The organism is Pseudomonas sp. PVC-3-1 (assembly GCF_057444315.1).
Genome location: NZ_CM172023.1, coordinates 998239 through 1024156 on the forward strand (window position 1 = coordinate 998239; position 25918 = coordinate 1024156).

Sequence of the window (25918 nt, forward strand, 5' to 3'; positions counted from 1 at the left end):
CATGAGTAGCGGACGTATCGTTCAAATCATCGGCGCCGTGATCGACGTGGAATTCCCGCGCGATGCCGTGCCGAGCATCTACGAGGCCCTGAAAGTTCAGGGCGTCGAAACCACCCTGGAAGTTCAGCAGCAGCTGGGCGACGGCGTGGTTCGTTCCATTGCGATGGGTTCCACCGAAGGCCTCAAGCGTGGCCTGAACGTGGAAAGCACCGGCGCAGCCATCTCCGTCCCGGTCGGCACCAAGACCCTGGGCCGTATCATGGACGTGCTGGGCAACCCGATCGACGAAGCCGGCCCCATCGGCGAAGAAGAGCGTTGGGGTATCCACCGCGACGCTCCGTCCTACGCTGACCAGGCAGGCGGCAACGACCTGCTCGAAACCGGCATCAAGGTTATCGACCTGGTTTGCCCGTTCGCCAAGGGCGGTAAAGTCGGTCTGTTCGGTGGCGCCGGTGTAGGCAAGACCGTAAACATGATGGAACTGATCCGTAACATCGCCATGGAGCACAGCGGTTACTCTGTGTTCGCTGGTGTGGGTGAGCGTACTCGTGAGGGTAACGACTTCTACCACGAGATGAAGGATTCCGGCGTACTGGACAAGGTAGCCCTGGTATACGGCCAGATGAACGAGCCGCCGGGCAACCGTCTGCGCGTTGCACTGACCGGCCTGACCATGGCCGAGAAGTTCCGTGACGAAGGCCGTGACGTACTGCTGTTCATCGACAACATCTACCGTTACACCCTCGCCGGTACCGAAGTATCCGCACTGCTGGGCCGTATGCCGTCCGCAGTAGGTTACCAGCCGACCCTGGCCGAAGAGATGGGCGTTCTGCAAGAGCGCATCACCTCCACCAAGAAAGGCTCGATCACCTCGATCCAGGCCGTCTACGTTCCCGCGGACGACCTGACCGACCCGAGCCCGGCGACCACCTTCGCCCACTTGGACGCCACCGTCGTACTGTCCCGTGACATCGCCTCGCTGGGTATCTACCCGGCAGTTGATCCGCTGGACTCGACTTCCCGTCAGCTGGACCCGCTGGTCATCGGCCAGGATCACTACGACACCGCTCGTGGCGTGCAGTACGTTCTGCAGCGCTACAAGGAGCTGAAGGACATCATCGCGATCCTCGGCATGGACGAACTGTCCGAGTCCGACAAGCTGCTGGTGGCCCGTGCTCGTAAGATCCAGCGCTTCCTGTCCCAGCCGTTCTTCGTGGCTGAAGTATTCACCGGCTCGCCGGGCAAATACGTCTCCCTGAAGGACACCATCGCTGGCTTCAAAGGCATCCTCAACGGCGACTACGATCACCTGCCCGAGCAGGCGTTCTACATGGTCGGCGGCATCGAAGAAGCCATCGAGAAAGCGAAGAAGCTGTAATCCGTGCGCCCGGCAACGGGCGCTTACGTGAGGCAAGGGTATGGCTATTACTGTCCACTGCGACATCGTCAGCGCCGAAGCGGAGATTTTCTCCGGTCTGGTTGAGCTGGTCGTAGCGCACGGCTCGCTGGGCGATCTGGGTATCGCTCCGGGCCACGCGCCGCTGATCACCGAGCTCAAGCCGGGTCCGATCCGCCTGGTGAAGCAGGGTGGCGAGCAGGAGGTGTACTACATCTCCGGCGGCTTCCTCGAAGTACAGCCGAACATGGTCAAGGTTCTCGCCGACACCGTGATTCGTGCAGGTGACCTCGACGAAGCGGCTGCCCAGACCGCACTGAAGGAAGCTGAGAAGGCTCTGCAAGGTAAAGGTGCAGAGTTCGACTACAGCTCCGCCGCAGCCCGCCTGGCCGAAGCCGCAGCGCAACTGCGCACGGTCCAGCAGGTTCGCAAGAAGTTCGGCGGCTAAGCCGCGAAGTCCTTCGGGACTTCAGCGTCAAATAGGAAAAGGGTAGCCTTGGCTACCCTTTTTCTTTTTCCACTCGCGGGTAATCCCGCTCACCAGGACGGTCTCCCACCCATGTCTCTCGAAATCGTCATTCTTGCCGCCGGCCAAGGCACCCGCATGCGCTCGGCCCTGCCGAAAGTCCTGCACCCGGTTGCTGGCAAACCGATGCTTGCCCATGTGATCGACACTGCCCGTGGCCTTGGCCCCTCGCGCATCCACGTGGTGATTGGCCATGGTGCCGACCTGGTGCGCGAGCGCCTGCAGGCGGATGACCTGAATTTCGTGATCCAGGAACAGCAGCTGGGCACCGGCCACGCCGTGGCGCAGGCCGCCCCGTTCCTGAGTGCAGACAGCGTGCTGATCCTCTACGGCGATGTGCCGCTGATCGAGCAGCCGACCCTGGAGCGCCTGATGGCCCAGGCCACGGCAGAGCAACTGGCGCTGCTGACCGTGGAACTGGACGATCCCACTGGCTATGGCCGCATCATCCGTGGCAGCAATGGCGAGGTTCAGGCCATCGTCGAGCAGAAGGATGCTACCGCCGAGCAGCGCGCCATCCGCGAAGGCAACACCGGCATCCTCGCCGCGCCACGCGAGCGCCTGCTGGGCTGGCTGTCGCGTCTGTCCAATTCCAACGCCCAGGGCGAGTATTACCTCACCGACGTGATTGCCATGGCAGTCGGCGACGGCCTGCGCGTGGCCACCGCCCAACCCCAGGTGGCGATGGAGACCCAGGGCGCCAACGATCGCCTGCAGCTCTCCGAGCTGGAGCGCTTCTTCCAGCTGCGTGTGGCACGTCGCCTGATGGCCCAGGGCGTGACCCTGATCGATCCGGCTCGCTTTGACGTGCGTGGCGAAGTCAGTGTCGGTCGCGATGTGAGCATCGACATCAACGTCATCCTCGAAGGCCAGGTAGAGATCGAGGACGACGTACAGATCGGCCCGAACTGCTACATCAAGGACAGTACCCTGCGTCGCGGCGCCATCATCAAGGCCAACTCGCACCTGGAAGGCGCCCACGTCGGCCCCGACAGTGATGTCGGCCCATTCGCCCGCCTGCGTCCGGGTAGCGTGCTGGAGCGCAAGGTGCATGTGGGTAACTTTGTCGAGCTGAAGAATGCGCACCTGCAGGACGGTGTGAAGGTCGGCCACCTGACTTACCTGGGCGACAGTGAAGTCGGTGCGCGCACCAACATCGGCGCCGGCACTATCACCTGCAACTACGATGGCGCGAACAAGTGGCGCACCACCATCGGTGAAGATGTCTTCATCGGTTCCAACAACTCGCTGGTGGCTCCTGTGGATATCGGTGCCGGCGCCACGACTGGCGCGGGCTCCACCATCACCGCCGAGGTTCCTGCCGGCACTCTCGGCGTCGGTCGTGCCAAGCAGCGGGTGATCGAAGGCTGGAAGCGCCCGGAAAAGATCAAGAAATCCTGATTCACAGGCCGCTGCCCTGTGGGTAATTTTTTATCCACAGGGTGGGGCGCCTCTTCTGTTATTCACAGGCCACCGCCACGTGGCTCGTTCCTGCTGGAGTTTTCCCGGTCATGCTTGGCGTCGCCATCCTGATCTTTCTGATCACCGACCCGTTCGGCAACATCGCGGTGTTCCTCGCCGCCCTCAAGTCCGTCCCCGCTGAACGTCGTCTGAAGGTCGCGCTGCGCGAGCTGCTGTTCGCACTGGGCCTGCTGCTGTTGTTCCTCACCTTGGGCGAGCACATCCTCACCGGGCTTGGCTTATCCAAGGAAGCCACCGGTATTGCCGGCGGCATCATTCTCTTCGTGGTGGCGATGCGCCTGATATTCCCCACGCCCCAGGGCGTGCTGGGCGATATGCCGGACAATGAGCCACTGTTCGTGCCGCTGGCCACGCCAGCGGTGGCAGGGCCTTCCGCCTTGGCGATGCTGATCACCCTGCGCAGCACCTACACTGGTCCCTTATGGGAGCTTTACCTGGCGGTGATCCTGGCCTGGGCGGCGACGGCCTTCATCCTGATGCAGGCGGCGTTCCTCCAGCGCTTCCTCGGCCCGCGCGGGCTGATGGCCGTGGAACGCCTGGCCGGCATGCTGCTGATCATGCTCAGCGTGAACATGCTCCTGCAGAACGTGCGCAGCTTCCTGCACATCGCCGCCTGATGCCGTCTCCTTGAGAACTGCCATGACCTTGCGTGTCCTGACCTTCGCGCTCCTCACCACCCTGCTCGCCGGCTGCGCCGACAAGGGGTTGCAGATCAATCGCGAGCATGTGTCGAAGAACCAGGACAGCCGCATCCAGTACGTCATCGTCCACTACACCTCGGCCGACCTGCCGCGCTCGCTGGCGCTGCTGACCCATGGCGAGGTGAGCGCGCACTATCTGATCGGCGACAACCCGGCGACCATCTACCAACTGGTGGACGAGAACCGCCGAGCCTGGCATGCCGGCGCCAGCGAATGGCAAGGCAGGACGTGGTTGAACTCCACTTCCATCGGCATCGAACTGGTGAACCCCGGCTACCGCGACACGCCCAGTGGCAAGATCTGGTATCCCTACCCGGATGCGCAGATCGACGCACTGATCGCGCTGCTGCGAGACATCACCCAGCGCCAGGGCATCACCCCGGAACACATCCTCGGCCATAGCGACATCGCCCCCCAGCGCAAAGTCGATCCGGGCCCTCTGTTCCCCTGGAAGAAGCTCGCCGAAGCCGGCCTGATCCCCTGGCCGAAGCCGGGCGAGCTGGCACGTCGTCTAGCCGAGCTGAACGGCGAGCTGCCGGCTCCGGTCTGGTTCCAGCAGCAGCTGGCACGCCACGGTTATGCGGTGCCGCTCGATGGGGTGATGAATGAGGAAACCCGCAACGTGATCGCGGCGTTCCAGATGCGCTTCCGCCCGGAGCGCTTCGACGGCGAGCCGGACCTGGAAACCGCCGCGTTGCTGCTGGCGGTTCCGACCTCCTAAACCGGCAGCAGCAGGTAGAAGCGCGAGCCTTTACCTTGCTGCGAACGCAGGGCGATGCGGCCGCCATGCAGCTGCACGATTTCCCGGCACAGCGCCAGGCCGAGCCCGACGCCGCCTTTCTTGCGGCCTACCTGCACGAAGGGTTCGAAGATCCGTCCTTGCTGGCTCAATGGAATCCCGTCGCCGCTGTCTTCCACGGCAATCGCTACGCGTTCTTCCTGGCAACGCGCTTGCAGGCGAATGGTGCCGCCTTCCGGGGTATGGCGCAGCGCGTTGCCGACCAGGTTATCCAGCACGCGCTCGATCTGCATACGGTCGATGTTGATCGGCGGCAGACCCTCGGCGACTTCCAGGTCCAGCTCGATGCGCTTCTGTGCGGCGGGATCGGCAAAGCGTTGGTGCGCCTGTCGCAGTAGTTCGCCCACATCGCACAACTGCAGCTCCAGTTTCTGGGTGCCGCTCTGGTAGCGAGAGAAATTCAGTAGATCGTTGATCAGCCTTACCAGTCGGTGCATCTCCTCATCCACAGTGCGGACCAGGTCGCGCTCGCGGGATTCCTCGGGGAATTTCAGCCGTTCGGCCAGCAGGCCGAAGGCCATGTGCATGCCGGTCATGGGTGTGCGTAGCTCGTGGGAGGCGCGCAGGACGAAGTCATTGCGCACACGCTCGAAGGCGCGCTGTTCGGTGACGTCGCGCACTACCATCACCGCGCCAATATTGCGCCCATCATCATGGCTGACCGGCGATATACCCCAGGTCAGCAGCCGGCTTTCGCCGCCCACTTCCACCACCAGGTCCTGTGGGGTTTCATCCAGCAGGTTGCCGCTCAGCACCCGTTGCACCGCCTGGGTCAGCGCCGGATTGCTGAGCAGACCGCCCAACTCCTGCCCCTGGGGATCGCTGTGGGAAAACAGCTGTCGAGTGGCGACGGGGTTGGCGTGTTCGATGCGACCGTGGCGGTCGAGGATCACCAGCCCGTCGTCGATGCTGTCGAGCACTGCCAGCAGACGCTTGCGGCCAGAGCCAAGCGCCTCGGTATTGCTGGCGCGATACAGGCGCAGGGCCTCCGCCATCAGGCCGAAGCGACGGCTCAGCGAAGACATCTCGGCGACACCGGAAACCGGCAGAGTGACGTCGAATTCGCCCTGGCCGATTTTGTCCGCGGCCTTTGCCAGTATCTCGATGGGCGCGCCGAAGCGGCGGGCGATGCTGTGGGCCGTGATGAAACCGACGACCAGGATGGCTATGCCGATCAATCCGAGCAGGCCGCTGACCAGTAAGGTGCGGTCGCGGGCCGAGCGCTCGTCGGCGCTGATGTTCTGCATCGCCCCCTGGTGTAGCGCCAGCAGTCGGTTGCGCAGGACGTCGAGGGTGCGGCTGAGGTCGCTGTCCTCCAGCAGTTCCGGGCGCCCCGGGCCGGGCGTGTCAGTTGCCTCGACGAATAGGCGGTGGGCATCGGCGATTTCGGCCATGGCCTGGCGTTCGCCACTGGTGCGCGCCATGGCCCGCCCCTGCTCCAGCGCCTGGGCAAAGTGCGTCCTGGCCCGTTCCAGTGACTCGGGGCTAGGCCGGGCGCTGAGAACCTGCACCAACTCGTCTCCCAGTGCCTGGCGCAGGCGCTGGCTGACCTCGATGGCGTCGAAGTTTCGCTGGATCAGCTGGGCCTGCTCACGGCCGGTCAGCACCACGCTGAACAGGCCCAGGAGCAGCCCCAGCAGGGCCACCGTGATGAGTGCGGAAATGCTGAGGAACAGCCTCGTCCGCAGCGTCATCGGGATTGGCAGGTTCACAGGCTGTACTGCTTGCGCTTGCGATAGAGCGTCGAAGCGTCGATCCCCAGGGTCTTGGCCGCCTGGTCAAGAGTCGTGCTGGAGGCCATGACGGCGGCGATATGGGCTTTCTCCAGTTCTTCCAGGCTCATCGCCTCGCCAATGCGTGGCGCGGAGCTGGTGGTCTGTCCGCCGATTGCCAGCTGTTCTACGCCAATCAGTTCAAGATTGCAGATGATGCTCGCTCGTTCGATCACGTTGCGCAGCTCGCGGACGTTGCCAGGCCAGCTGTAGCGTCGCAGCAACGCACGGGCCTCCTCGGTAAAACCGCGCGCCGGTCGGCCGTAGTCCTTCACGAATCGGGCGAGGAAGCGTTCGGCCAGGCCGATGATGTCCTCAGCGCGTTCGCGCAACGGTGGCAGATTCAACACGATGACGTTCAGCCGGTAGAGCAGGTCCTCGCGGAAAGTGCCTTGGGCAACCATGCCAGCAAGGTCGCGGTTGGTGGCGGCGAGGATGCGCACGTCGGCGTTGCGGGTTACCGGGTCGCCAATGCGCTCGTACTCCTTGTCCTGGATGAAACGCAGCAATTTTGGTTGAAGTATGAGGGGAAAATCGCCGATCTCGTCGAGGAACAGCGTGCCACCATCGGCCTGGCTGATACGTCCGAGGGTGTTCTCGGTGGCGCCGGTGAAGGCGCCACGGCTGTGGCCGAACAGCTCGCTTTCCATCAGTTCGGCAGACAGCGATGGGCAGTTGATGGTGACGCAGGATTTCTTCGCCCTCTTGCTCCAGCCATGGATTGCCCGCGCCAGCTCTCCCTTACCCGAGCCGGACTCGCCGAGGATGAGGATGTTGGCGTCAGTCGCAGCCACCTGGCGGGCCGTCTCCAGCACGGCGGCCATGGCCGGGCTGTGGGATTCCAGTACATCGCCTTGCTTACGCATCTCGCCTTCCAGCGCCTCGATGCGTGCGGTGAGCTGGCGCACTTCCAATTGCTTGGCAGCGGCCAGGCGCAACTGGTCGGGGCTGCAGGGTTTCACCAGGTAGTCGGCGGCACCGGCCTGCATGGCATCCACGGCGGTGTCGACTGCCGAATGCGCGGTGACTATCACCACGCGCATCCACGGCGCCTGTACGCGCATCTGCGCCAGCACGTCCAGGCCGTTGTCATCGCCCAGGCGCAGGTCGAGGAAGCACAGGTCGAACACCTGGCGCTGCAGCAGGTTCTCAGCCTGTTGAGCACTGCTGGCGGTGGCCACGCTGTAGCCCTCGTCCTCCAGGCAATAGCGGAACGAGCGCAGGATGGCGGACTCGTCATCGACCAGCAGGATCCGGCCTTGCTGTTCAGGCGTTGCGTCCATTCAGCGATTTCCTCGTTGTGTGATTCGTTGTTGTAAAGGGTGCGATTTTTCTTAGTCCAGGGTTTTTCGTGCAAGTTGCAAGAATCTTTCTGGTACTTCGGGCAGGGTGCACAGTCTGGGGTTATCTACAGACATCCCAACACATTGAATTACAAGAATTTTATCCACAAAAACGCACTGGCACGGCGCTTGCGAATCCTATTTCGCACCATCGTTTGACGGAGACCGCCATGCCCAATCCGAAGATCCTTGCCTTCGCCCTGAGTTCTGCTCTGCTTGCTCTGCAGCCAATGGCCAGCCATGCCGCCGAGGCCGGGCTGAGCGCACAACTGGCTGAAGCGCGCCAGGAGGGTTCGATCTGGACGGCCATCAACCTCAATCGCGAACTCAAGCCATACGCGATCAAGGTGGATGTGGAAAACGGCCGCGCGCAGCTGACCGGCGCGGTGGCCAGCGAAGAACAGAAGGCGCTGGCCGGGCAGATCGCCGGCAGTGTCGAAGGTATCAGTGCTGTGGATAACCAGTTGGGCGTGGATGCGTCGTTGGCTGACGGGCAAAAGCCTGGCACCGCGAAGGACGAAGGCGTGGTCCAGCGCTGGGACGACGCCACGCTGGCGGCCAAGGTGAAGTCCAAGCTGTTGCTGGAAAAGCGCGGCGAAGGCCTGGACATCAAGGTTAGCAGCAAGTCCGGTGCCGTCACTCTCGAGGGCAGCGTGATCAGCGAGGAAGCCAGCCAGCAGGCTGCGCACCTCGCAGCGCAGACCGAAGGTGTCAGCGCTGTGGATAACCGCCTGAAGGTCGACCCCGACGCCGCCTCCACCCAGACATTCGAGAAGTCCGTCGGCGATGCCCAGGCCGCCGTCAGCGACGCCTGGATCACCAGCCAGATCAAGGCAGGCATTCTCTCCGCCCATGCGCTGCAGGGGCTCTCCATCGGCGTGTCCACTCGTGACGGCGTGGTGACCCTCAGTGGCCAGGTGCCCAGCGCCGACGAGCGCCAGCAATTGATTGATTCCGCTCGCAAGACCCGTGGTGTGCGTGAGGTGGACGCCGCCGCGCTGAAGGTGGCCGGCCAGGCTGCCTGACTCTTCCACCCATTCTTCCCAGGAGAACTGTCATGACCCGCACGACTAGTCAGCTCAATGAACTCATCGAGATCACCCGCGACGGCCAGCGTTTCTACCAGCACGCCATCCAGGAAGTGAAGGATGCCCGGCTGCAGCGGCTGTTTCAGTCCATGGCGCAGGCCAAGACCGACGTGATTAACGCCCTGGCCGGCAAGGTCGCGGCCAACCATGAGGACCCCGCCACCGGCGGCACTTTGCTGGGCAAGCTGCGCCAGGTGTATGCCGATACGCGCGCCACCCTGGCCAGCGACGAAAGCGCCACCTACGTCGCCCAGCTGGAGGAGACCGAGGACCGCATTCTCCACGCCTTCGAGGACGCGCTGCAGAACGGCACACCGGAAACCCAGGCGCTGCTGCGCGCTGAGCTGCCGAAGGTGCGCGCCTGTCACGACCAGATGAGCGAGCTGAAACATTCGCTGAAGTGACCCAGTTCACACGGGCGCAGGGAGGCGTCCGTTAGCCGGGATTGCAAAACGCACGACGCATCCCGGCCCATCGTGCAGGATGCGGTGAAAAGGGACCTGAGTTCTTTATTTAAGTTATTGATTTAAAAAGGAAAAAATTGATCTCAAAGACTGGCATGCGGCGTGCAATTCCCACTGCAAGACAGTCAACAAAACCACCCGCGGCGACGAGAGCCCGGAGGCCCGAGGAAAGGCCTCAAGGTGCAACAGACAGAGCGACGACGGGCAGGAGAAACGGGATGAACAGCGGAACCAACAGCCAAGTGCAAGTTGCGCGTATTGATGTGTGGAGCCGGATCTTCTTTGCCGGCGCGCTCCTGCTGCTGCTGATCAACCAGGTGCAGCTGCAGATGCAGGTCTCCCATGTCCAGGCTGCCGGCGCTCCGGTCGCTTACGTCCCTAGCTCCTCCAGCGCGCCCGGCCTGTACCGCGAAGCTTCGCGTTATCCACAGGCTGCTCCGGCCCGCAACCCGGCTGAGGCTCTGCAGGCTCCCCAGGCGCAAACCCAGGCTCAGGTCCAGCCGATGGCCCGCACTCAGGGCGGCTGGGTGTTCTGATGGACATTCATTGAATCGCCGGTAGGCCGCTGGTCTGCCCGCCAGGTCCGCAGTGCCCGGAAGCGCCCGGGCGGAAACCCCTTCCGGAGGCTGCCATGTGGCTCCGGAGCAGGTACCCGAAGTGGTACCGATTCGACAACGAGAAGAGGAGAGACCCCATGCTTAGCTGGGCACTGACATTCCTGATCATCGCCATCATCGCCGCGGTCCTGGGCTTCGGTGGTATCGCCGGCGCCGCTACCAGTATCGCCAAGATCCTGTTCGTGATTTTCCTGGTGCTGTTCATCGTGTCGTTCTTCATGGGGCGTCGTCGAGGGTGATGTCCATGGAACAGGCTGAAGTCGAGCAAGGAGCGAACCGATGAGCTTTACCCGCAACCTCCTGCTGTCCCTTCTGCTCGCCGGCGCCGGGGCGAATGCCCTGGCCGCCGAGGCGGACAAGGACGCGCAGTACCGTCTCAATGAGCTGATCGCCAGCGACCAGCAGTACCGCGAAACCTGGCAATCGGTGGTCAAGGATGAAAGCCGCCTGCCGGACTGGGTGATGAACCTAAGCGGTACCGCGACGCCGATGCAGGCGGTCGATGAGCAGGGAGACAAATACCTGGTCGGGCAGTTGTGCGAGCAGCACAACTGCGCTGCCCAACGGCTCTACGTGGCCTTCACCTGGGACAAGGACAAGGCCTACGCGCTGTACGTGAAGGTTCCGGAGAACCTTCCGGCGGACAAGTCGCCGAGCAAGCACGCGAGTTTCCGCTGGCTCGGCGAGCCGGACGATTCGATGAAACGGATCCTCGACGACCAGCTCAAGAGTGATCCGAACTGGTACTGACCGTACCAGCAGACAGGTTCAGAGATTCGCGTACCCAGAAGGCGTACGCAGGGCCAGGGGGCCGGGATGTTCGGGATGCGCCATGTCCGGAACGACCCAGGGGTACAGGGGGTACCTCCGCTGAGGCGGGCCGGGTCAGGCAAGGCCTTCGGAACCGGCGTGGGAAATCCGCGCCGGCTCCGGAGCGCCACATTTCTTTATAGGGTCAGGGCTTGCGAGATCAGGGCTTGAAGTTGGCCGCGTCCCGCGCCCAGCCATCGAGCACCGGTTTCAGATCCGTCAGGGTGAGGTGAGTGCTGGTGTTCTCCAGCGTGTTGCCCGCGCCCTTGCGCACCACCTTGGCGACCGGTTTGCTGGTCGCACCATCCAGCGCCTCGAACTCCACATAGACCTCGGTGTCCTGGTCACGGGTGCCGATGGCCGTGGTCGTTGCCGCCACCACAAGAGCAATCGGGATTACTTCGTAGGCCTTCAGCCCCTCGGTGGAGATGTTCACCCCGGTGATCGCGGTGCGCAGCACCAGGGTGTCGCGATCAGCCTGCTGGACGATGCGGTAGCGGCTGCCCAGTTGCAGCTCGACCTGCTTCTTCAGGTAGTCGGGGATTTCGTTGAGGGTCGTCTGGTCGATGTTCTCATTCGGCTTGGGCGGCGGGTAATAGACCGGGCGTTCCACCAGCACCGAGCTGTAGTTCGTAAGCTTCAGGTTCGGGTCTACCCAGCGCAGCACCGGCTGGCCACTGGGGGAGGTGGCGGGCTTGAGTTGCGAGTAGTCGCCGAGAAAGCCCGAGTACTGCGAGGCGTCCGGTTTCTGGCTGGAGCAGCCGGCCAGTGCCAGGGCGCCGGCGAAGAGCAGAGTGGGTACTACGTAGCGTCGCGTCATAGAGCTTCCTTATTCAGAGTGTCACCGCGTTGTGCTTTCACCACATTGAACAACCCGTTGCCAACCCGGCTGTCGCGGCGGCCGCAGGGTATCCGCACGCTCGCTCGAAGCCGGTCGAACTTCACTGATGTCAGTCAATTCAGAGTGTTGTGGAAACGCCTTACAATCACTCGCCGATTCCCGTCAGTCGATTTACCCCAATCCACCCGGGAAGCGGCCACCGCAACAATGAAGAGCGGAATCCGGCGACTTATCCACAAGAGCGCCCGCATTCCTGCCAGCCCTGCAGCCGTTGGGCCATTTCCCCGCCCTCCGGCCATCCGTGACGGTCTCCCGACGGCGACCGTACATCCGGTAACAACAAGCCGCGACCCGAGCGTCCGAAGCTTGCTGACCGATCAATCCGGGCCATTGATGGCCGATTTGCACCAAGCCTAGACGGCTTTGAAGAGTGCTGCGTGGCAGGCTTTGAGGAGCCTGTGTCATGCAGAAAAGCAAGGGTCTTACGACCTGGAACCAAGGTTTCAGATGCCTTTTCCTATGCCGATTGTGCATGGGGTAGGCATTTCCGGCATTAGACGGAGAAGGGGAGGGTCGGAATCATGCGCCCCTTTTTTCGCAGGCATCGGCATCCCGGTGATCCGGCGAACCCCGACTTCCACAAGAATCAAGGGTGACTCACTATGGGCAAAGCCAAGCTCAGCCTCGCCTGGCAGATCCTCATCGGCCTGGTACTCGGAATTGCACTGGGCGCCGCGCTCAACCATTTCAGCGCGGAAAAGGCCTGGTGGATCAGCAATATCCTCCAGCCGGCGGGCGACATCTTCATCCGCCTGATCAAGATGATCGTCGTACCGATCGTGATTTCATCGCTCATCGTCGGTATTGCCGGCATGGGTGATGCGAAGAAGCTCGGACGAATCGGTCTGAAGACCATCATCTACTTCGAAATCATCACCACGGTCGCCATCGTGGTCGGCCTGCTGCTGGCGAACATCTTCCAGCCCGGCGCCGGCATCGACATGAGCACCCTGGGCACTGTGGATATCTCCCAGTACGCGCAGACCGCCAAGGAAGTCGAACACCACCACGCGTTCATCGAGACCATCCTCAACCTGATCCCGTCGAACATCTTCGCGGCCATGGCCCGTGGCGAGATGCTGCCGATCATCTTCTTCTCGGTGATGTTCGGCCTGGGCCTGTCCTCGCTGCCGGCGCCGACCCGCGAGCCGCTGGTGAAGATGTTCCAGGGTGTGGCCGAGGCCATGTTCCGCGTCACCCACATGATCATGCGCTACGCCCCCATCGGCGTGTTCGCGCTGATCGCGGTGACGGTCGCCAACTTCGGCTTCGCCTCGCTGCTGCCACTGGCCAAGCTGGTTGTGCTGGTGTACTTCGCCATCGCCTTCTTCGCCTTCATGGTGCTGGGCCTGGCTGCGCGCCTGTTCGGCTTCTCCATCATCAAGCTGATGCGCATCTTCAAGGACGAGCTGGTCCTGGCGTATTCCACTGCCAGCTCCGAGACAGTGCTGCCGCGCATCATCGAGAAGATGGAAGCCTACGGTGCGCCGAAGGCCGTGAGCAGCTTCGTGGTACCCACCGGCTACTCGTTCAACCTTGATGGCTCGACCCTGTACCAGAGCATCGCGGCGATCTTCATCGCCCAGCTCTATGGCATCGACCTGTCCATCGGCCAGCAACTGATGCTGGTGCTGACCCTGATGGTCACCTCCAAGGGTATCGCCGGTGTGCCGGGCGTTTCCTTCGTGGTGCTGCTGGCGACCCTGGGCAGCGTGGGCATTCCGCTGGAAGGCCTGGCCTTCATCGCCGGTGTCGACCGCATCATGGACATGGCGCGCACCGCGCTGAACGTGATCGGCAACGCCCTTGCGGTCCTGGTGATCTCCAAGTGGGAAGGTGTGTACGACGCGCAGAAGGGCGCCCGCTACTGGCAGGCTATGCAGAATGGCCGCGTCGAAGCTTTCCTCGAAGGCGAGAGTGCGGACGGCAAGGAAAGCCCCGCCGCTCACTGACCCGCAAAGGTTATCCACAAGGCCCCGCTTAGTCCGGGGCCTTGTCGTTTCTGGCGCCGGGGGCGCCCGTGCCGCTATCATCGCGGCCATTCCAAGGGGGACATCGCATGCTCAACGGCCTGTGGCTGGGCTTTTTCATCGTCGCGGCGGTCACCGCGCTTTCCCGCTGGCTGCTGGGGGGCGAGGCCACCGTGTTCGCCGCCATGGTGGAAAGCCTGTTCGCCATGGCCAAGCTGTCGGTGGAGGTCATGGTGCTGCTGTTCGGCACCCTGACCCTGTGGCTGGGCTTCCTGCGCATCGCTGAAAAGGCCGGCCTGGTGGAGAAGCTCGCCGTATTGCTCGGACCGCTGTTCCGCCGCCTGATGCCGGAAGTGCCCGCCGGCCATCCCGCCATCGGCCTGATCACCCTCAACTTCGCCGCTAACGGCCTGGGTCTGGACAACGCCGCCACGCCCATCGGCCTGAAGGCCATGAAGGCGCTGCAGGAGCTCAATCCCAGTAGCACCACCGCAAGCAACGCGCAGATCCTCTTCCTGGTGCTCAACGCCTCGTCGCTGACCCTGTTGCCGGTGACCATTTTCATGTACCGCGCCCAGCAGGGCGCGGTAGACCCGACCCTGGTGTTCCTGCCGATCCTGCTGGCGACCAGCGCATCGACTCTGGTCGGCCTGCTCAGCGTGGCGGTGATGCAGCGCCTGCGCCTGTGGGACCCGGTGGTGCTGGCCTACCTGATTCCCGGAGCGCTGGCGCTGGGTGCTTTCATGGCACTGCTGGCGGGGCTGTCCGCCACCGCGCTGGCGCAGCTGTCCTCGCTGCTGGGCAATCTCACGCTGTTCGGCATCATCATGCTGTTCCTTGTCGTCGGCTGGCTGAAGAAGGTGCCGGTGTACGAAACCTTCGTCGAAGGCGCTAAAGAAGGCTTCGACGTCGCCAAGAGCCTGCTGCCTTACCTGGTGGCAATGCTCTGCGCGGTGGGCGTACTGCGTGCCTCCGGTGCGCTGGAGATGGCGCTGGATGGCATCCGCTGGGTGGTCGAAGGCGTGGGCTGGGACACCCGCTTCGTCGACGCGCTGCCCACCGCGCTGGTCAAGCCGTTCTCCGGCAGTGCCGCGCGCGCGATGCTGCTGGAAACCATGCAATCCCACGGCGTGGACAGCTTCCCGGCCCTGGTGGCTGCCACGGTGCAGGGCAGTACCGAGACCACCTTCTACGTGCTTGCCGTGTACTTCGGCGCCGTCGGCATCCAGCGCGCCCGCCATGCCGTGGGCTGCGCGCTGCTGGCGGACCTGTCCGGCGTGCTGGCGTCCATCGGCGTCTGCTACTGGTTCTTCGCCTGAAGAGCGCGAGTGGTCTTGCGCGCCGACTGCGCCTGGAACAGCAGCCATTCGCGCTGGATCACGCTGTAGGGCACGAACACGCTCAGGCGTGACATGCCGGCCAACTCGGGTCGGTCCACCGGTGGGGTGAAGCCCGCCTGGTAGCCGATGTTGATCCCCAGCACGCTGCCGTCGCCGGCGATCAGCGGCCCGCCGGACATCCCCTTGGCAATCGCTGCATCGTGCACGGCGTAGCGCTCACCGTTGGCGGAGCCGTTATCGACGAAGGGCACGGGCCAGACCTTGCCACGGGCGCTCATGGGAATCAGCAGCGAGCTGCTGCCCAGTGCCGTGACGGCTTCGCCCGCGCGGAACTGACGCCATTGCGGCAAGGCGCCGTCGGCCTTGTGGGCAATGAACAGCAAGTCACAGCCGGTACTGCAGCGGTAGGCCTGGTGACGCAGAAAGGGTGTGTGGGCGGCAGTCACGGCGTAGTCGGCATTCCATTGCACCGCCGAGGCGACGATGAAGCCGGGAATCGGCGGGCCGGAGAGGACGGTGAAGTAGCGGTCCGTCAGATCGTCGTCAGTCTCCGGTGAGACCCAGCCGTTGCAGCCGGCCAGGAAAGGCACTAGCAGAATTCCCCATAGATTTTTCATACGAAAGCTCTCCCTTATTTGTGGGAAAAGCTAACTATTAACTATGGAAAATTCCTATATAAATATAAGATTCTTACTTGCGCCATTTATTTAATAAGTATCGTCATTAATGAAGGTTTCCTACAAATTAATCTGTAGGAAGTTAATTTATAGAGGAGTCAACGAGTTTCAACGATCAGTACCAGGGATCATCTGGAATGAGAATTTAATCGCAGAAGATGGTTTTCCGATGAGCGGTCTCGAAGCTTTCGCCAAGCTTTCAATTCCAGTAAATATGGGCCCTTGAGCCATTTTCTGATTGTCGAGCCGAGGCTTTTACACATAGGGTTACAAATAAGTCGCCCATCCAGAGCCTGCCTGCCACGGATGGGGATCATCGATTTCCCGCCGGGAAGTCCCCCGTGTATCAGCCCTGAGCGATGTTCTTATGGCCTCGAACAACTCCAAAGCCAAAGCCGTCTTCCGTGTGGTGAGTGGCAACTTCCTCGAGATGTATGACTTCATGGTGTATGGCTTCTATGCCACCGCCATTGCCAAGACCTTCTTCCCCGGCGACGACCCCTTCGCCTCCCTGATGCTGTCGCTGGCGACCTTTGGTGCCGGCTTCCTGATGCGCCCGTTGGGGGCCATCTTCCTCGGTGCCTATATCGATCGTCACGGCCGCCGCCAGGGACTGATCATCACCCTCGGCCTGATGGCCATGGGCACGCTTCTGATTGCCTTCGTGCCCGGTTACGCCACGCTGGGCGTCGCGGCACCCTTGCTGGTGCTCTTCGGCCGCCTGCTGCAGGGCTTCTCCGCCGGCGTGGAGCTGGGCGGTGTGTCGGTCTACCTCGCGGAGATTGCGACCCCCGGAAAGCGCGGCTTCTTCGTCAGCTGGCAGTCGGCGAGCCAACAGGTCGCGGTGGTCTTCGCCGGGCTGCTGGGCGTAATCCTCAACCACTGGCTTAGCCCGCAGGACATGGGCGAGTGGGGTTGGCGCGTGCCCTTCTTCGTCGGCTGCCTGATCGTCCCGGCGCTGTTCATCATCCGCCGCTCGCTGGAGGAAACTCCCGAGTTCCAGCAGCGCAAGCATCGTCCGACCCTAAGCCAGGTGCTGCGCTCCATCGGTCAGAACTTCGGCCTGGTGCTGGCCGGCACCGCCATGGTGGTGATGACCACCGTGTCCTTCTACCTGATCACCGCCTACACCCCCACCTTCGGCAAGAACGAACTGCACCTGTCGGACTTCGACAGCCTGCTGGTGACCATGTGCGTGGGCCTCTCCAACTTCATCTGGCTGCCGCTGATGGGCGCCGTATCTGACCGCATCGGGCGTAAGCCGCTGCTGCTGGCCGCCACCGTGCTGGCGCTGGTCACGGCCTATCCGATGCTGTCCTGGCTGGTGGCCGAGCCGAGCTTTGCCCGCCTGCTGGAAGTGGAGTTGTGGCTGTCGTTCCTCTATGGCAGCTATAACGGCGCCATGGTCGTTGCACTCACCGAAGTCATGCCGGCGGACGTACGCACCACCGGTTTCTCCCTGGCCTACAGCCTGGCGACCGCGACCTTCGGTGGCTTTACCCCCGCGGTCTGTACCTGGCTTATCCACACCCTGGACAACAAGGCAGCCCCGGGCATCTGGCTCAGCGGCGCGGCGGCCCTCGGCCTGCTCGCCACCCTGGTGCTGTTCCGCAAGGGCGCCCGTGTTCGTGCCGGCGCTCTGGCCGCCAGCGCCTGAGACCGGCTGCGACGTTCTGCCCCAGCACGGTTCCGGGCGGCATTGACTTGGGTCAGGCCTGCCCGGCACCGGCAGGAGAAGGATAGGGTCAACCCAATCCCTCTTCGCCAGCGGAGAACGCGTCATGATCACCCACACCACAGCCGAGCTCGCAGCCCTCGGGGCTGTCGGCGCAGATCACTGGATAGAAACCCTCGACGACGGCAGCCACGTGCTGATCCGCCCGTTGCGCGCGGAAGACCGTGAGCGCGAGCGCCTGTTCCTCGAGCGCCTGTCCCCCATGACCCGCAAGTTCCGCTTCCACGGCGAAGTGAAGATCGACGACCAATTGCTCGATCGCCTGATGGACGTGGACTACCAGACCACCATGGCCTTCATTGCCCTGACCCATGTGGACGGGGAGCTGCGCGAAGTCGGCATCAGCCGTTACGCGGCTGTGGATAACCAGCAGTGCGAATGTGCGGTGACCGTCGCCGACGACTTCAAGCAGCTGGGCCTGGGTCTCGCGCTGATGCGCCACCTGATCGACGTGGCCAAGCGCAACGGCTTCCACCAGATGTATTCGATCGACTCCTCCATGGACCGCGACATGCGAGACATGGCGCGCGAACTGGGCTTCCGCGCCCAGGTCGACCCGGACGACTCCTGCCAGGTCATCCGTCGCCTTGCGCTCTGAAGCCTGAAGCTGCTCCGGCGGGGATTCAGTCCCGCCGGCGCCACAGCGCCAGCCCCAGTAGTACCGCCAGCATCAAGGCGCCCAGTGCCGCCAGCGGATAGACCATGTCGTCATCCAGCAGTGGTTTCTCGATGCGCAGATAACCCTCGTCCTTGAACAGCTGCTTCGCCACCTCGTCGGCGTGGGCCAGGCTGACCTTCGCCAGGCGTTTGTCCTCGTCGGGGAATTTGCCGTCGTCAAAGTCCCCCAGCGCGCCCCAGTAGTAGTCCGCCAGCGTTGAGTTGCCCGGTGTGCTCCAGGCCAGCTGTGCACGCGTCACCCGCTGGATGCGGGCGAAGCGCTGTGGGTCGAGGCCGTCGTGGCGGATGTTGTCCACCAGTTCGCGCAGCGCCTTCTGCGTCGCGCCTTGCTCGTCACGTTCCACATCCGCATTGAGGCTGATGAAGCCCTGGTTGGCCCAGGCGGCGCGCTCGCTCCAGGGCCCGTAGGACAGTTCGCGGCGCACGCGCAGCTCGGTATAGAGCGCATCGTTCAGGTACGCCTGCAACAGGTCCAGGGTGGCGCCGTCGGCGTCCGCCGGCTCCGGGAAGATCCAATGCAGCACCGCGCTTTCGCCGAACAACCCGGTGGTCAGGTTGCGCTGGCGCTCGGCGGTGCTCTTCATCTGCGGCAGGTCGCGGCGCTCCGGTGTGTCGTGGTCGACCAGTGCGCCGTAGGTGCGGCCCAGGTAGACCGGCAGGCGAGGGTCGAGGTCGCCGACGATGATCAGGGTCATGTTGCTGGGGACGTACCAGTCCTTGCGCAGCTGCTCCAACTGGGCCTGGGTAAGGTTATCCACAGGCGCGCGTTCAGCACAGGCCAGGCCAAGCTCCACGGCCAGTTGTTCCTGCCCGGCGCGGCTGACGTTCTGGTGGTCCAGCCAGCGCTGCAGGTGCGAATAGTGGCCGCCGTCCTCGCGCACCAGCACCTGTTTAGCGGAGTCGATCTTGCGCTGGTCGAGCTGAGTGCGAGTGATGATTTCCAGCAGCAGATCCAGCACCTGGCGCTGGGTGGCGGCAGGGGACTCGACAACGAAGGCGGTGTCGCCCTCGCTGGTGTAGGCGTTCCACTGGCCGCCCAGGGCCTGCATGCGCGCCTCGAGATCCGCCTCGTCACCGCCGTCCAGGCCGCTGAAGAACAGATGTTCCATCAGGTGCGGAAGCTGCCGGTCGCGGCAACTGAAATCGCTGAAGCCGACACCGACGATCAGGCGGATCGACACATGGCCCTTCTCGCGGGTGGGCTTGAACAGCACGCCCATGCCGTTCTCCAACTGATAGGCCTCGACCGTCTGTCGCTGGTCCGCATGGGACCAGGTGCTCAGCAGCAGGGACAACAGGGGGACGAACAACCAACGCATGAGCGGTGTGCCTGAACGCAAAGCCCAGAGGATAGCGGAATGACCGGCGCGAACCCACCGTGTTCAACCTTTGTCGGGTGGCATCTTCGGTCATGGCCTCTGGCCTGCAAGGTCACTGCCGCTGCCGGACCACGACACTACGCTCAGATCATCTACCCTCACTGATGGACCCGTTGTTCGTTCCACCCGGAGCGATCTGGAGGCTACATGCGTGTCCTGATTACCGGCGCCGCAGGATTTCTCGGTCAGAGCCTGCTCAATGAGCTTGCCGTCCAGCATCTGGACTGGACACTCATTGCCGCCGATACGCAGCGGATCAAGTCCCAGGGCCTGCGACCGAACATCGAGCCGGTAACCCTCGACCTCAGTGTGGCCGCCCACACGCGGGCCTGCGTGGAACACTGGAAACCCGATGCAATCGTGCACCTGGCCGCCGTGGTCAACCCGCCGCGGGAGATGACTGCGCAAAAACGGCATGTCATCGAGGTCGGCGGTACCCGTGCACTGATCGAGGCGGCGCGCGATACCGGGGTACAGCAACTGATCGTCACCAGCTCCGGCGCCGCTTATGGCTTTCACCGCGACAACGCCGAGTGGATCGATGAATCGCATCCGCTGCGCGGCCATCCGCACCTGCTGCATGCCCGCTGCAAGCAGGAGATCGAGCAGTTGCTGGCCAACGCGCGGGAACGTTATCCACAGCTCAAGCAATTGATCCTGCGTCCCGGCACCATTCTCGGGCGGCGTGTGCATAACCCGCTGGCCGAACTCTTCGCCCGGCCCACCCTGGTGGGAGTGCTGGGGCACCGCAGCCGCTTCGTGTTCATCTGGGACCAGGATGTAGTGAACGTGATTCGCCAGGGGCTGGAGCGCGGCAGCGAGGGCATCTACAACCTCGCCGGTGATGGAGCCCTGTCCTTGCGCGAGATCGCCGCCCTGCTCAACAAACCCTACCGGCCCATGCCGGCAAGCCTGATGCGCGTAAGCCTGGGGCTGCTCAAGCCGCTCGGCCTGTCGCGTTTCGGACCCGAGCAGGTGGACTACCTGCGCTACCGGCCGGTGCTGGACAACCGCCGGCTGAAGGAGGAGTTCGGCTACGAACCGCGCTATTCCAGCCGCGAGGCTTTCCTCGCCTATTTGGCCGCGCGCGGGCCGAACGGCTGACGTCCAGTTTGTGGAAAACCTGTAGACAAGTCTGTTGAAAAGCTTGTGAGGCGCCTTCTGCGGCTGGTGCCTTGATGTGTCCGCTAGCTTCCCGCCTGACGCCTCCGTTGGCGGTACTCGCCCGGCGTCAGCCCTGTCCAGTGGCGGAAGGCGCGGAAGAATACGCTGGGCTCGGAATAGCCGAGCAGGGCGGCAATATCCGTGGCCGGCAGGTTGCCTTCACCCAGGTAGCGTTCCGCCAGTTGTCGGCGCGTATCGGCCAGCAACTGTTGATAACTGCTGCCTTCTTCCGCCAGCCGGCGTTGCAGCGTGCGTTCACTCAGGCCCAGCTCGCTGGCTACTGCGGCGCGGCCAGGTTCGCCGCGGGTCAGTTGTTCGCCGAGCATGGCCACCACGCGGCCGCTGATGCTGGCGCTGGGCAGACGGGCGAGCAGGCCCTCGGCGTGCTGGCGCAGCAGGTCGCGTAGTGGCGGGTTGGCCTGCGGCAGCGGCGCGTCGATGAGCGCGCGAGGTAGGCCCAGGGCGTAGTCCATTGCGTCGAATTGCAGAGGGCAATCGAAGGCCTTTTCGTAGTCCGCGAGGTTCGCCGGCTGGCTGTGCATGAAGCGGCAACCGGCCAGTTGCAGGCCAGCAAGCAGTGCGCGCAGCTGCCGCGCCCAGAACGCCAGCAGTGCCAGCGCACGGGCGCGGGTGGCCGGTGGTTCCGGGTGCAGCGGGCGGTAACTCACCCAGATGATCTCGGCTTGCGCCTCGATGGCCACCTGGCCACCTTCGCCCACCAGGCGTTGATAGCGCATCGCCGATTCGAGGGCATCACCCATCGTGGTGCTCGACTGCAGCAGATAGCCCAGCGCGCTGAAGGACGCCGGCGACAGCGCCCGCCCCATGGCCAGGCCAGGCTCGTCTTGCTTCAGGTCGGACTGGATCGCTGCCCACATGCGCTCCTGCAACGCGAAGTCGATGCGCGCGTCCGGGTCGCTGAGCTGGGATTCCTGAATGCCGCTGGCGGCGAGCAGCGCGTCGCGGTTCAGACCGAGACGCACAGCCGCCAGCAGGATGGCCTGGGTCAGGCTGGCGCTGACCGAGGGAGGACGTTGAGATTGAGTGCATGCTTCCATGGCGGCGGATTCTGCCCGAACCCTGGGCGTCGTGATATCAGGACTTTGTAGGGGCTGGCGAAGGTTCCGACGGAACCATCGCTCAGGCCCCCTGGCCATCAACCCGTCGCGCTGGAGCCGGGGGAGGCCGGCCGCTGGGGATCCTGTACGGCCTCGACTTCGCGCTCGACGAAGTCTTCGTCTTCCACAGGCTCCCCGATTACCGAACCGCTGGCGTCCGGGTTGTCCAGAACAGCATAGGCGATGGCGCAGAACAGCGAGTTCAAGCGCTTCATGTCGCTGATCAGGTCCAGGTGCAGTGAGCTGGTCTCGATGCTCTGTACCACCTGCTGGCGCAGGCGATCGACGTGGGAATGGGCGAAGCGCCGCTCTTGCAGGCGGAAGCGCTGCTTGGCGCGGCGCAGGCGCTTGGCGCCTTCCTGGTCGCCATTGAGGAACACCGACAGCGAGAGGCGCAGGTTGGCCACCAGTTGTCCGTGGAGCACGGTGATCTCTTCAAGGCCGTTGTCGGAGAAGGAGCGGCTGCGCGAGGTCTTCTTGTCCTGCACGGCGCCGAGCATGTGTTCGATGATGTCGCCGGCCTGCTCGAGGTTGATCGCCAGCTCGATGATCTCCGCCCAGCGGCGGCTGTCGGCTTCGCTCAGGTCCTCGCGGGGCATGCGCGCCAGGTACAGCTTGATGGCGGTGTAGAGGGCATCGACATCGTCGTCCTGCTTGCGGATCTCCTTGCCCAGCAGCGGATCGCCGCTGTGGATAACCTGCATCAGGTTGTTCAGCATCTGCTCGACGATATCGCCCATGCGCAGGGTTTCGCGCACGGCGTTGACCAGCGCCAGGCTGGGCGTATCCAGCGCTGCCGGGTCGAGGTGGCGCGGGCGCACGATGTCTTCGGGCGAATGGCGGTCGGGCATGATGCGCGTGCAGAACGCCGCCATCTGCCCGGTCAGCGGCAGGCAAGCGAGACAGCGGGTAGTGTTGTAGAGCACGTGGAAGGCAATCACCAGTTCGGCGGTGCTGAACTGCCAGTGGTCGATCCAGTCGGCCAGCGGTCCCACCAGTGGTAGCACCAGGGCGCAGCCGGCCACCTTGAACAACAGGCTGCCCAACGCCACGCGGCGGCCGGCGGCGTTCTGCGAGGAAGCGCTGATCATCGCCAGAATACCGCTGCCCAGGTTGGCGCCGATCACCAGGCACAGCGCCACCTTCAGCGAGATCACCTTGGACGCCGCCAGCGTCGCGGTGAGCAGCACGGCGGCGAGGCTGGAATAGGAAATCATCGCGAACAGCGCGCCGGTCAGGGCGTCCAGCATCACGTCGCCAGTCAGGCTGGAGAACAGCACCTTCACGCCCTTGGCCTGGGTCATCGGCTCTGCCGCCGCAACGATCAGCTGCAGCGCCAGGATGATCAGCCCCAGGCCGATGAACACCCGCCCGAGTTGGCCCAGGCGCGACTTCTGCCGGCTGAGGAAGAACACCACCCCGAAGAAGATCAGCAGCGGCGACAGCCATGACAGGTCCAGGGTCAGCACCCGCGCCATCAGTGCCGTGCCGACGTCCGCGCCGAGCATGATCGCCAGCGCCGGCGCCAGGGCCATCAGCCCGGTGGCGACGAAGGAAGTTGCCAGCAGCGCCGTGGCGTTGCTGCTCTGCACCAAGGCAGTGACGCCGATACCGGCGGCGAAGGCCAGCGGGCGTTTTTCCACGCTGCGGCTGAGGATTTTTCGCAGGTTGCTGCCGTAGACCCTGAGGATGCCGGTGCGGACGATATGTGTGCCCCACACCAACAGGGCGACGGCAGAGAGCAGATCGAGCAGTTTGAGCATGTCGGGCCCCCTCGCATTCAAGCGGGCCCGCAAGCGGTGCGTCCGTCTACGGACCCTGTAACGACCTCGCCCGCGGCTCCGTACAGACAGCGCGGAGGGCCGAGAAGGACACGGCAACACTCAGGCGATTGTCACAAGACTGTCATGGTAGACCCTCGTTCTTCCTTGAGGGTTCGCCAAATCGCTGATTTGCCGAGAATCCTGTCTGTCAGTAAAGCCGATCAAAAGCAGATGCGAGCGCCTTTGCATCGGTTAATTCGCACGGAATGGCGGGCGGTAATGTCTAGACTGCCGTCCATTTGCTGAAAGAAACTCACCCAAGGCCGAGGAGTAGTCCCATGCGTTGGTCGTTCCCCCTCGTGATCGCACTGGCCGTGGCCGGTTGCGGTGACAAGTCCGCCCTGCCGTTCACCGCCGGCACCGGACCGCAACCACAACTGCCGGAACCCCAGAGCAGCCTGCTGCCTACCGTTAACATCGCCAATGCCACCGGCTGGCCCGCCGAGCAGATGCCGCGTGCGGCCGAAGGCCTGGAAGTGCAGCGCTTCGCCGACAAGCTCGAACACCCGCGCTGGCTCTACGTGCTGCCCAATGGCGACGTGCTGGTGGCGGAAAGCTCGGCGCCGCCCAAGGAAGAGTCCGGTGGACTGAAGGACTGGGTTGCCGGCAAGGTCATGGCCAAGGCTGGGGCATCGGTGCCCAGCGCCAACCGCATCACCCTGCTGCGCGATGCCGACGGCGACGGCGTGCCGGAGCAGCGCAGCGTGCTGCTCGAAGGCTTGTTCTCGCCCTTCGGCATGGCCCTTGTGGATAACTGGCTGTACGTCGCCAATGCCGACGCGGTGGTGCGTTTCCCCTACAAGACCGGTGAGACGACGATCAGCGCCAAGGCCGAGAAGGTCGTCGACCTGCCGGGCGGACCGATCAACCATCACTGGACCAAGAACATCCTCGCCAGCCCGGATGGCCGCTACCTCTACGCCACCGTGGGCTCCAACAGCAATGTCGGTGAGAACGGCCTGGACGCCGAGAAGAATCGCGCGGCGATCCTGCAGATCGACCTGTCCACTCGCAACGTGCGGGTGTTCGCCTCCGGCCTGCGCAACCCCAATGGCCTCGACTGGGAACCCAACAGCGGCGCCCTGTGGACGGCGGTGAACGAGCGTGACGAACTGGGCAACGACCTGGTGCCCGACTACATGACCTCGGTGAAGGACGGCGGCTTCTACGGCTGGCCCTGGAGTTACTTCGGCCAGCATGTGGATAAGCGCGTCGAGCCGCCGCGTCCGGACATGGTGGAGAAGGCTCTGGTGCCGGACTATGCCCTCGGCGCGCACACCGCCTCCCTCGGCCTTGCCTTCTATCAGGGCAGCCTGCTGCCGGAGCGCTATCGTGGCGGGGTGTTCATCGGCCAGCATGGCTCGTGGAACCGTCAACCACGCAGCGGCTACCAGGTGGTATTCATCCCCTTTGGCAGTGGCAAGCCCAACGGCCAGCCGGTGACGGTGCTGGACGGCTTCGTCAACGACAAGGACGAGGCCATGGGGCGGCCGGTGGGCGTCGCTGTGGACAAGTTCGGCGGCCTGTTGGTGGCCGACGATGTGGGGAACACGGTGTGGCGGCTGCGCCCGGCTACCCTGAAGTGAACCGATAAGGAGAGAGCATGGCGATTGCCCGGCGTATTGCCCTGATGACCCTGCTGCTGGCGCTGGGCGCCTGCAGCAGCCTGTTCGGCACACGCGACCCCTTGCGCATCGATCTGGTCGGCCTGGAACCGGCGAGCGGCCAGGGCATGGAAGCGCGTTTCACGGTCAAGCTGCGGGTGCAGAACCCCAATGACCAGGCCATCGACTACAACGGTATCGCCCTGGATTTGTCGGTGAACGGCCAGCCGTTGGCCAGCGGCGTGAGCGATGCCAGCGGGCAAGTGCCGCGCTTCGGAGAAGCGGTGATCAGTGTGCCGGTGAGCATCTCGGCGTTCTCTGCCTTTCGCCAGGCCTGGGGCCTGTCGGGCGGGCCGCCGCGCCAAGGCATGCCCTACGAGATCAACGGCAAGCTGGCCGGCGGTCTGTTCGGTACGGTGCGCTTCAACGACAAGGGCGTGCTGAATTGGCCTGAGCCGGTGGCACGTCCAAGCAATCCGCTGTGAATAAAAAGCCGGGCTGTGGATAGCCCGGCTTTTTGTTTCTTCACAG

Annotated in this window: 24 protein-coding genes; 17 read left to right on the forward strand and 7 right to left on the reverse strand. The window is 63.7% G+C overall.

The annotated features are described in order from the left end of the window. The first annotated feature begins 1 nt into the window (after position 1). The 5 genes from atpD (at position 2) to AC2T4A_RS04825 (ending at position 4826) form a co-directional block, all read left to right on the forward strand. Entirely contained in the window at positions 2-1378 is a 1377-nt protein-coding gene (gene atpD, locus AC2T4A_RS04805) for a F0F1 ATP synthase subunit beta (RefSeq protein WP_045213787.1), read from the forward strand. Between the two features lie 40 nt (positions 1379-1418). After that, positions 1419-1844, forward strand: coding sequence for a F0F1 ATP synthase subunit epsilon (locus tag AC2T4A_RS04810; RefSeq protein WP_254469679.1), 426 nt, complete (start codon positions 1419-1421; stop codon positions 1842-1844). Between the two features lie 111 nt (positions 1845-1955). Further along, positions 1956-3323, forward strand: coding sequence for a bifunctional UDP-N-acetylglucosamine diphosphorylase/glucosamine-1-phosphate N-acetyltransferase GlmU (gene glmU / locus AC2T4A_RS04815; protein WP_416744146.1), 1368 nt, complete (start codon positions 1956-1958; stop codon positions 3321-3323). A gap of 110 nt (positions 3324-3433) precedes the next feature. Continuing rightward, positions 3434-4021 (forward strand): MarC family protein, encoded by a 588-nt coding sequence (locus tag AC2T4A_RS04820; protein ID WP_017518835.1) that lies wholly within the window; start codon positions 3434-3436, stop codon positions 4019-4021. A gap of 22 nt (positions 4022-4043) precedes the next feature. After that, positions 4044-4826: an N-acetylmuramoyl-L-alanine amidase gene (locus AC2T4A_RS04825; protein ID WP_416744147.1), complete on the forward strand. Its 783-nt coding sequence runs from the start codon at positions 4044-4046 to the stop codon at positions 4824-4826. Here the strand turns inward: AC2T4A_RS04825 and AC2T4A_RS04830 are convergent. Continuing rightward, positions 4823-6610, reverse strand: coding sequence for a KinB sensor domain-containing domain (locus AC2T4A_RS04830; protein WP_416744388.1), 1788 nt, complete (start codon positions 6608-6610; stop codon positions 4823-4825). The genes AC2T4A_RS04825 and AC2T4A_RS04830 overlap by 4 nt on opposite strands. Positions 6611-6612: 2 nt before the next feature. Continuing rightward, positions 6613-7959, reverse strand: a complete 1347-nt coding sequence (gene algB / locus AC2T4A_RS04835; protein WP_416744148.1) for a sigma-54-dependent response regulator transcription factor AlgB — start codon at positions 7957-7959, stop codon at positions 6613-6615. Positions 7960-8189: 230 nt separating this feature from the next. Here algB and AC2T4A_RS04840 point away from each other — a divergent pair, with 230 nt between their 5' ends. From AC2T4A_RS04840 to AC2T4A_RS04860, 5 genes are all read left to right on the forward strand, one after another. Then, positions 8190-9044 carry a BON domain-containing protein gene (locus AC2T4A_RS04840; RefSeq protein ID WP_478376945.1) on the forward strand — a complete coding sequence of 285 codons (855 nt, stop codon included), beginning with the start codon at positions 8190-8192 and terminating at the stop codon, positions 9042-9044. A 32-nt stretch (positions 9045-9076) separates the two neighbouring features. After that, on the forward strand, positions 9077-9511 hold the full coding sequence (locus tag AC2T4A_RS04845) for a ferritin-like domain-containing protein (RefSeq protein ID WP_416744150.1): 435 nt from the start codon (positions 9077-9079) through the stop codon (positions 9509-9511). A gap of 278 nt (positions 9512-9789) precedes the next feature. Beyond that, positions 9790-10107, forward strand: coding sequence for a hypothetical protein (locus AC2T4A_RS04850; RefSeq protein WP_486742836.1), 318 nt, complete (start codon positions 9790-9792; stop codon positions 10105-10107). A 158-nt stretch (positions 10108-10265) separates the two neighbouring features. Beyond that, a complete protein-coding gene (locus AC2T4A_RS04855) occupies positions 10266-10427 on the forward strand; it encodes a DUF1328 domain-containing protein (protein ID WP_017518828.1) in 162 nt (53 codons plus the stop codon). A gap of 40 nt (positions 10428-10467) precedes the next feature. After that, a complete protein-coding gene (locus AC2T4A_RS04860; RefSeq protein ID WP_486742837.1) occupies positions 10468-10938 on the forward strand; it encodes an inhibitor of vertebrate lysozyme family protein in 471 nt (156 codons plus the stop codon). Positions 10939-11158: 220 nt separating this feature from the next. Here the strand turns inward: AC2T4A_RS04860 and AC2T4A_RS04865 are convergent, their stop codons facing one another. Then, positions 11159-11818: a DUF3313 domain-containing protein gene (locus tag AC2T4A_RS04865; protein WP_416744154.1), complete on the reverse strand. Its 660-nt coding sequence runs from the start codon at positions 11816-11818 to the stop codon at positions 11159-11161. A gap of 683 nt (positions 11819-12501) precedes the next feature. Here AC2T4A_RS04865 and gltP point away from each other — a divergent pair. Together gltP and AC2T4A_RS04875 are read left to right on the forward strand one after the other, a co-directional pair. Then, positions 12502-13851, forward strand: a complete 1350-nt coding sequence (gltP, locus tag AC2T4A_RS04870) for a glutamate/aspartate:proton symporter GltP (protein WP_054907601.1) — start codon at positions 12502-12504, stop codon at positions 13849-13851. 107 nt (positions 13852-13958) lie between these two features. Further along, a complete protein-coding gene (locus tag AC2T4A_RS04875) occupies positions 13959-15188 on the forward strand; it encodes a nucleoside recognition domain-containing protein (RefSeq protein ID WP_416744156.1) in 1230 nt (409 codons plus the stop codon). Here AC2T4A_RS04875 and AC2T4A_RS04880 read toward each other — a convergent pair. Beyond that, complete coding sequence (locus AC2T4A_RS04880) at positions 15170-15826, reverse strand: serine protease (RefSeq protein ID WP_486742838.1); 657 nt, start codon at positions 15824-15826, stop codon at positions 15170-15172. The genes AC2T4A_RS04875 and AC2T4A_RS04880 overlap by 19 nt on opposite strands. A gap of 427 nt (positions 15827-16253) precedes the next feature. Here AC2T4A_RS04880 and tcuC point away from each other — a divergent pair, with 427 nt between their 5' ends. Further along, positions 16254-17543: an MFS transporter gene (tcuC, locus tag AC2T4A_RS04885; protein ID WP_478376947.1), complete on the forward strand. Its 1290-nt coding sequence runs from the start codon at positions 16254-16256 to the stop codon at positions 17541-17543. A 124-nt stretch (positions 17544-17667) separates the two neighbouring features. Continuing rightward, complete coding sequence (locus tag AC2T4A_RS04890; protein WP_416744161.1) at positions 17668-18219, forward strand: GNAT family N-acetyltransferase; 552 nt, start codon at positions 17668-17670, stop codon at positions 18217-18219. Between the two features lie 25 nt (positions 18220-18244). Here the strand turns inward: AC2T4A_RS04890 and AC2T4A_RS04895 are convergent, their stop codons facing one another. Beyond that, positions 18245-19618, reverse strand: a complete 1374-nt coding sequence (locus AC2T4A_RS04895) for a M16 family metallopeptidase (protein ID WP_486742839.1) — start codon at positions 19616-19618, stop codon at positions 18245-18247. A gap of 207 nt (positions 19619-19825) precedes the next feature. Here AC2T4A_RS04895 and AC2T4A_RS04900 point away from each other — a divergent pair, with 207 nt between their 5' ends. Continuing rightward, positions 19826-20782, forward strand: a complete 957-nt coding sequence (locus tag AC2T4A_RS04900; RefSeq protein ID WP_486742840.1) for an NAD-dependent epimerase/dehydratase family protein — start codon at positions 19826-19828, stop codon at positions 20780-20782. Positions 20783-20865: 83 nt separating this feature from the next. Here the strand turns inward: AC2T4A_RS04900 and AC2T4A_RS04905 are convergent, their stop codons facing one another. Together AC2T4A_RS04905 and AC2T4A_RS04910 are read right to left on the reverse strand one after the other, a co-directional pair. Beyond that, on the reverse strand, positions 20866-21900 hold the full coding sequence (locus AC2T4A_RS04905) for an AraC family transcriptional regulator (RefSeq protein ID WP_416744165.1): 1035 nt from the start codon (positions 21898-21900) through the stop codon (positions 20866-20868). 98 nt (positions 21901-21998) lie between these two features. Further along, a complete protein-coding gene (locus AC2T4A_RS04910) occupies positions 21999-23723 on the reverse strand; it encodes a Na/Pi cotransporter family protein (RefSeq protein WP_486742841.1) in 1725 nt (574 codons plus the stop codon). Between the two features lie 338 nt (positions 23724-24061). On the opposite strand from AC2T4A_RS04910, the gene AC2T4A_RS04915 reads away from it, so the two are divergent. Both AC2T4A_RS04915 and AC2T4A_RS04920 read left to right on the forward strand, forming a co-directional pair. Then, a complete protein-coding gene (locus tag AC2T4A_RS04915; RefSeq protein WP_486742842.1) occupies positions 24062-25369 on the forward strand; it encodes a PQQ-dependent sugar dehydrogenase in 1308 nt (435 codons plus the stop codon). Between the two features lie 17 nt (positions 25370-25386). Beyond that, positions 25387-25872 carry an LEA/WHy family protein gene (locus tag AC2T4A_RS04920; protein ID WP_416744169.1) on the forward strand — a complete coding sequence of 162 codons (486 nt, stop codon included), beginning with the start codon at positions 25387-25389 and terminating at the stop codon, positions 25870-25872. Positions 25873-25918 lie beyond the last annotated feature (46 nt).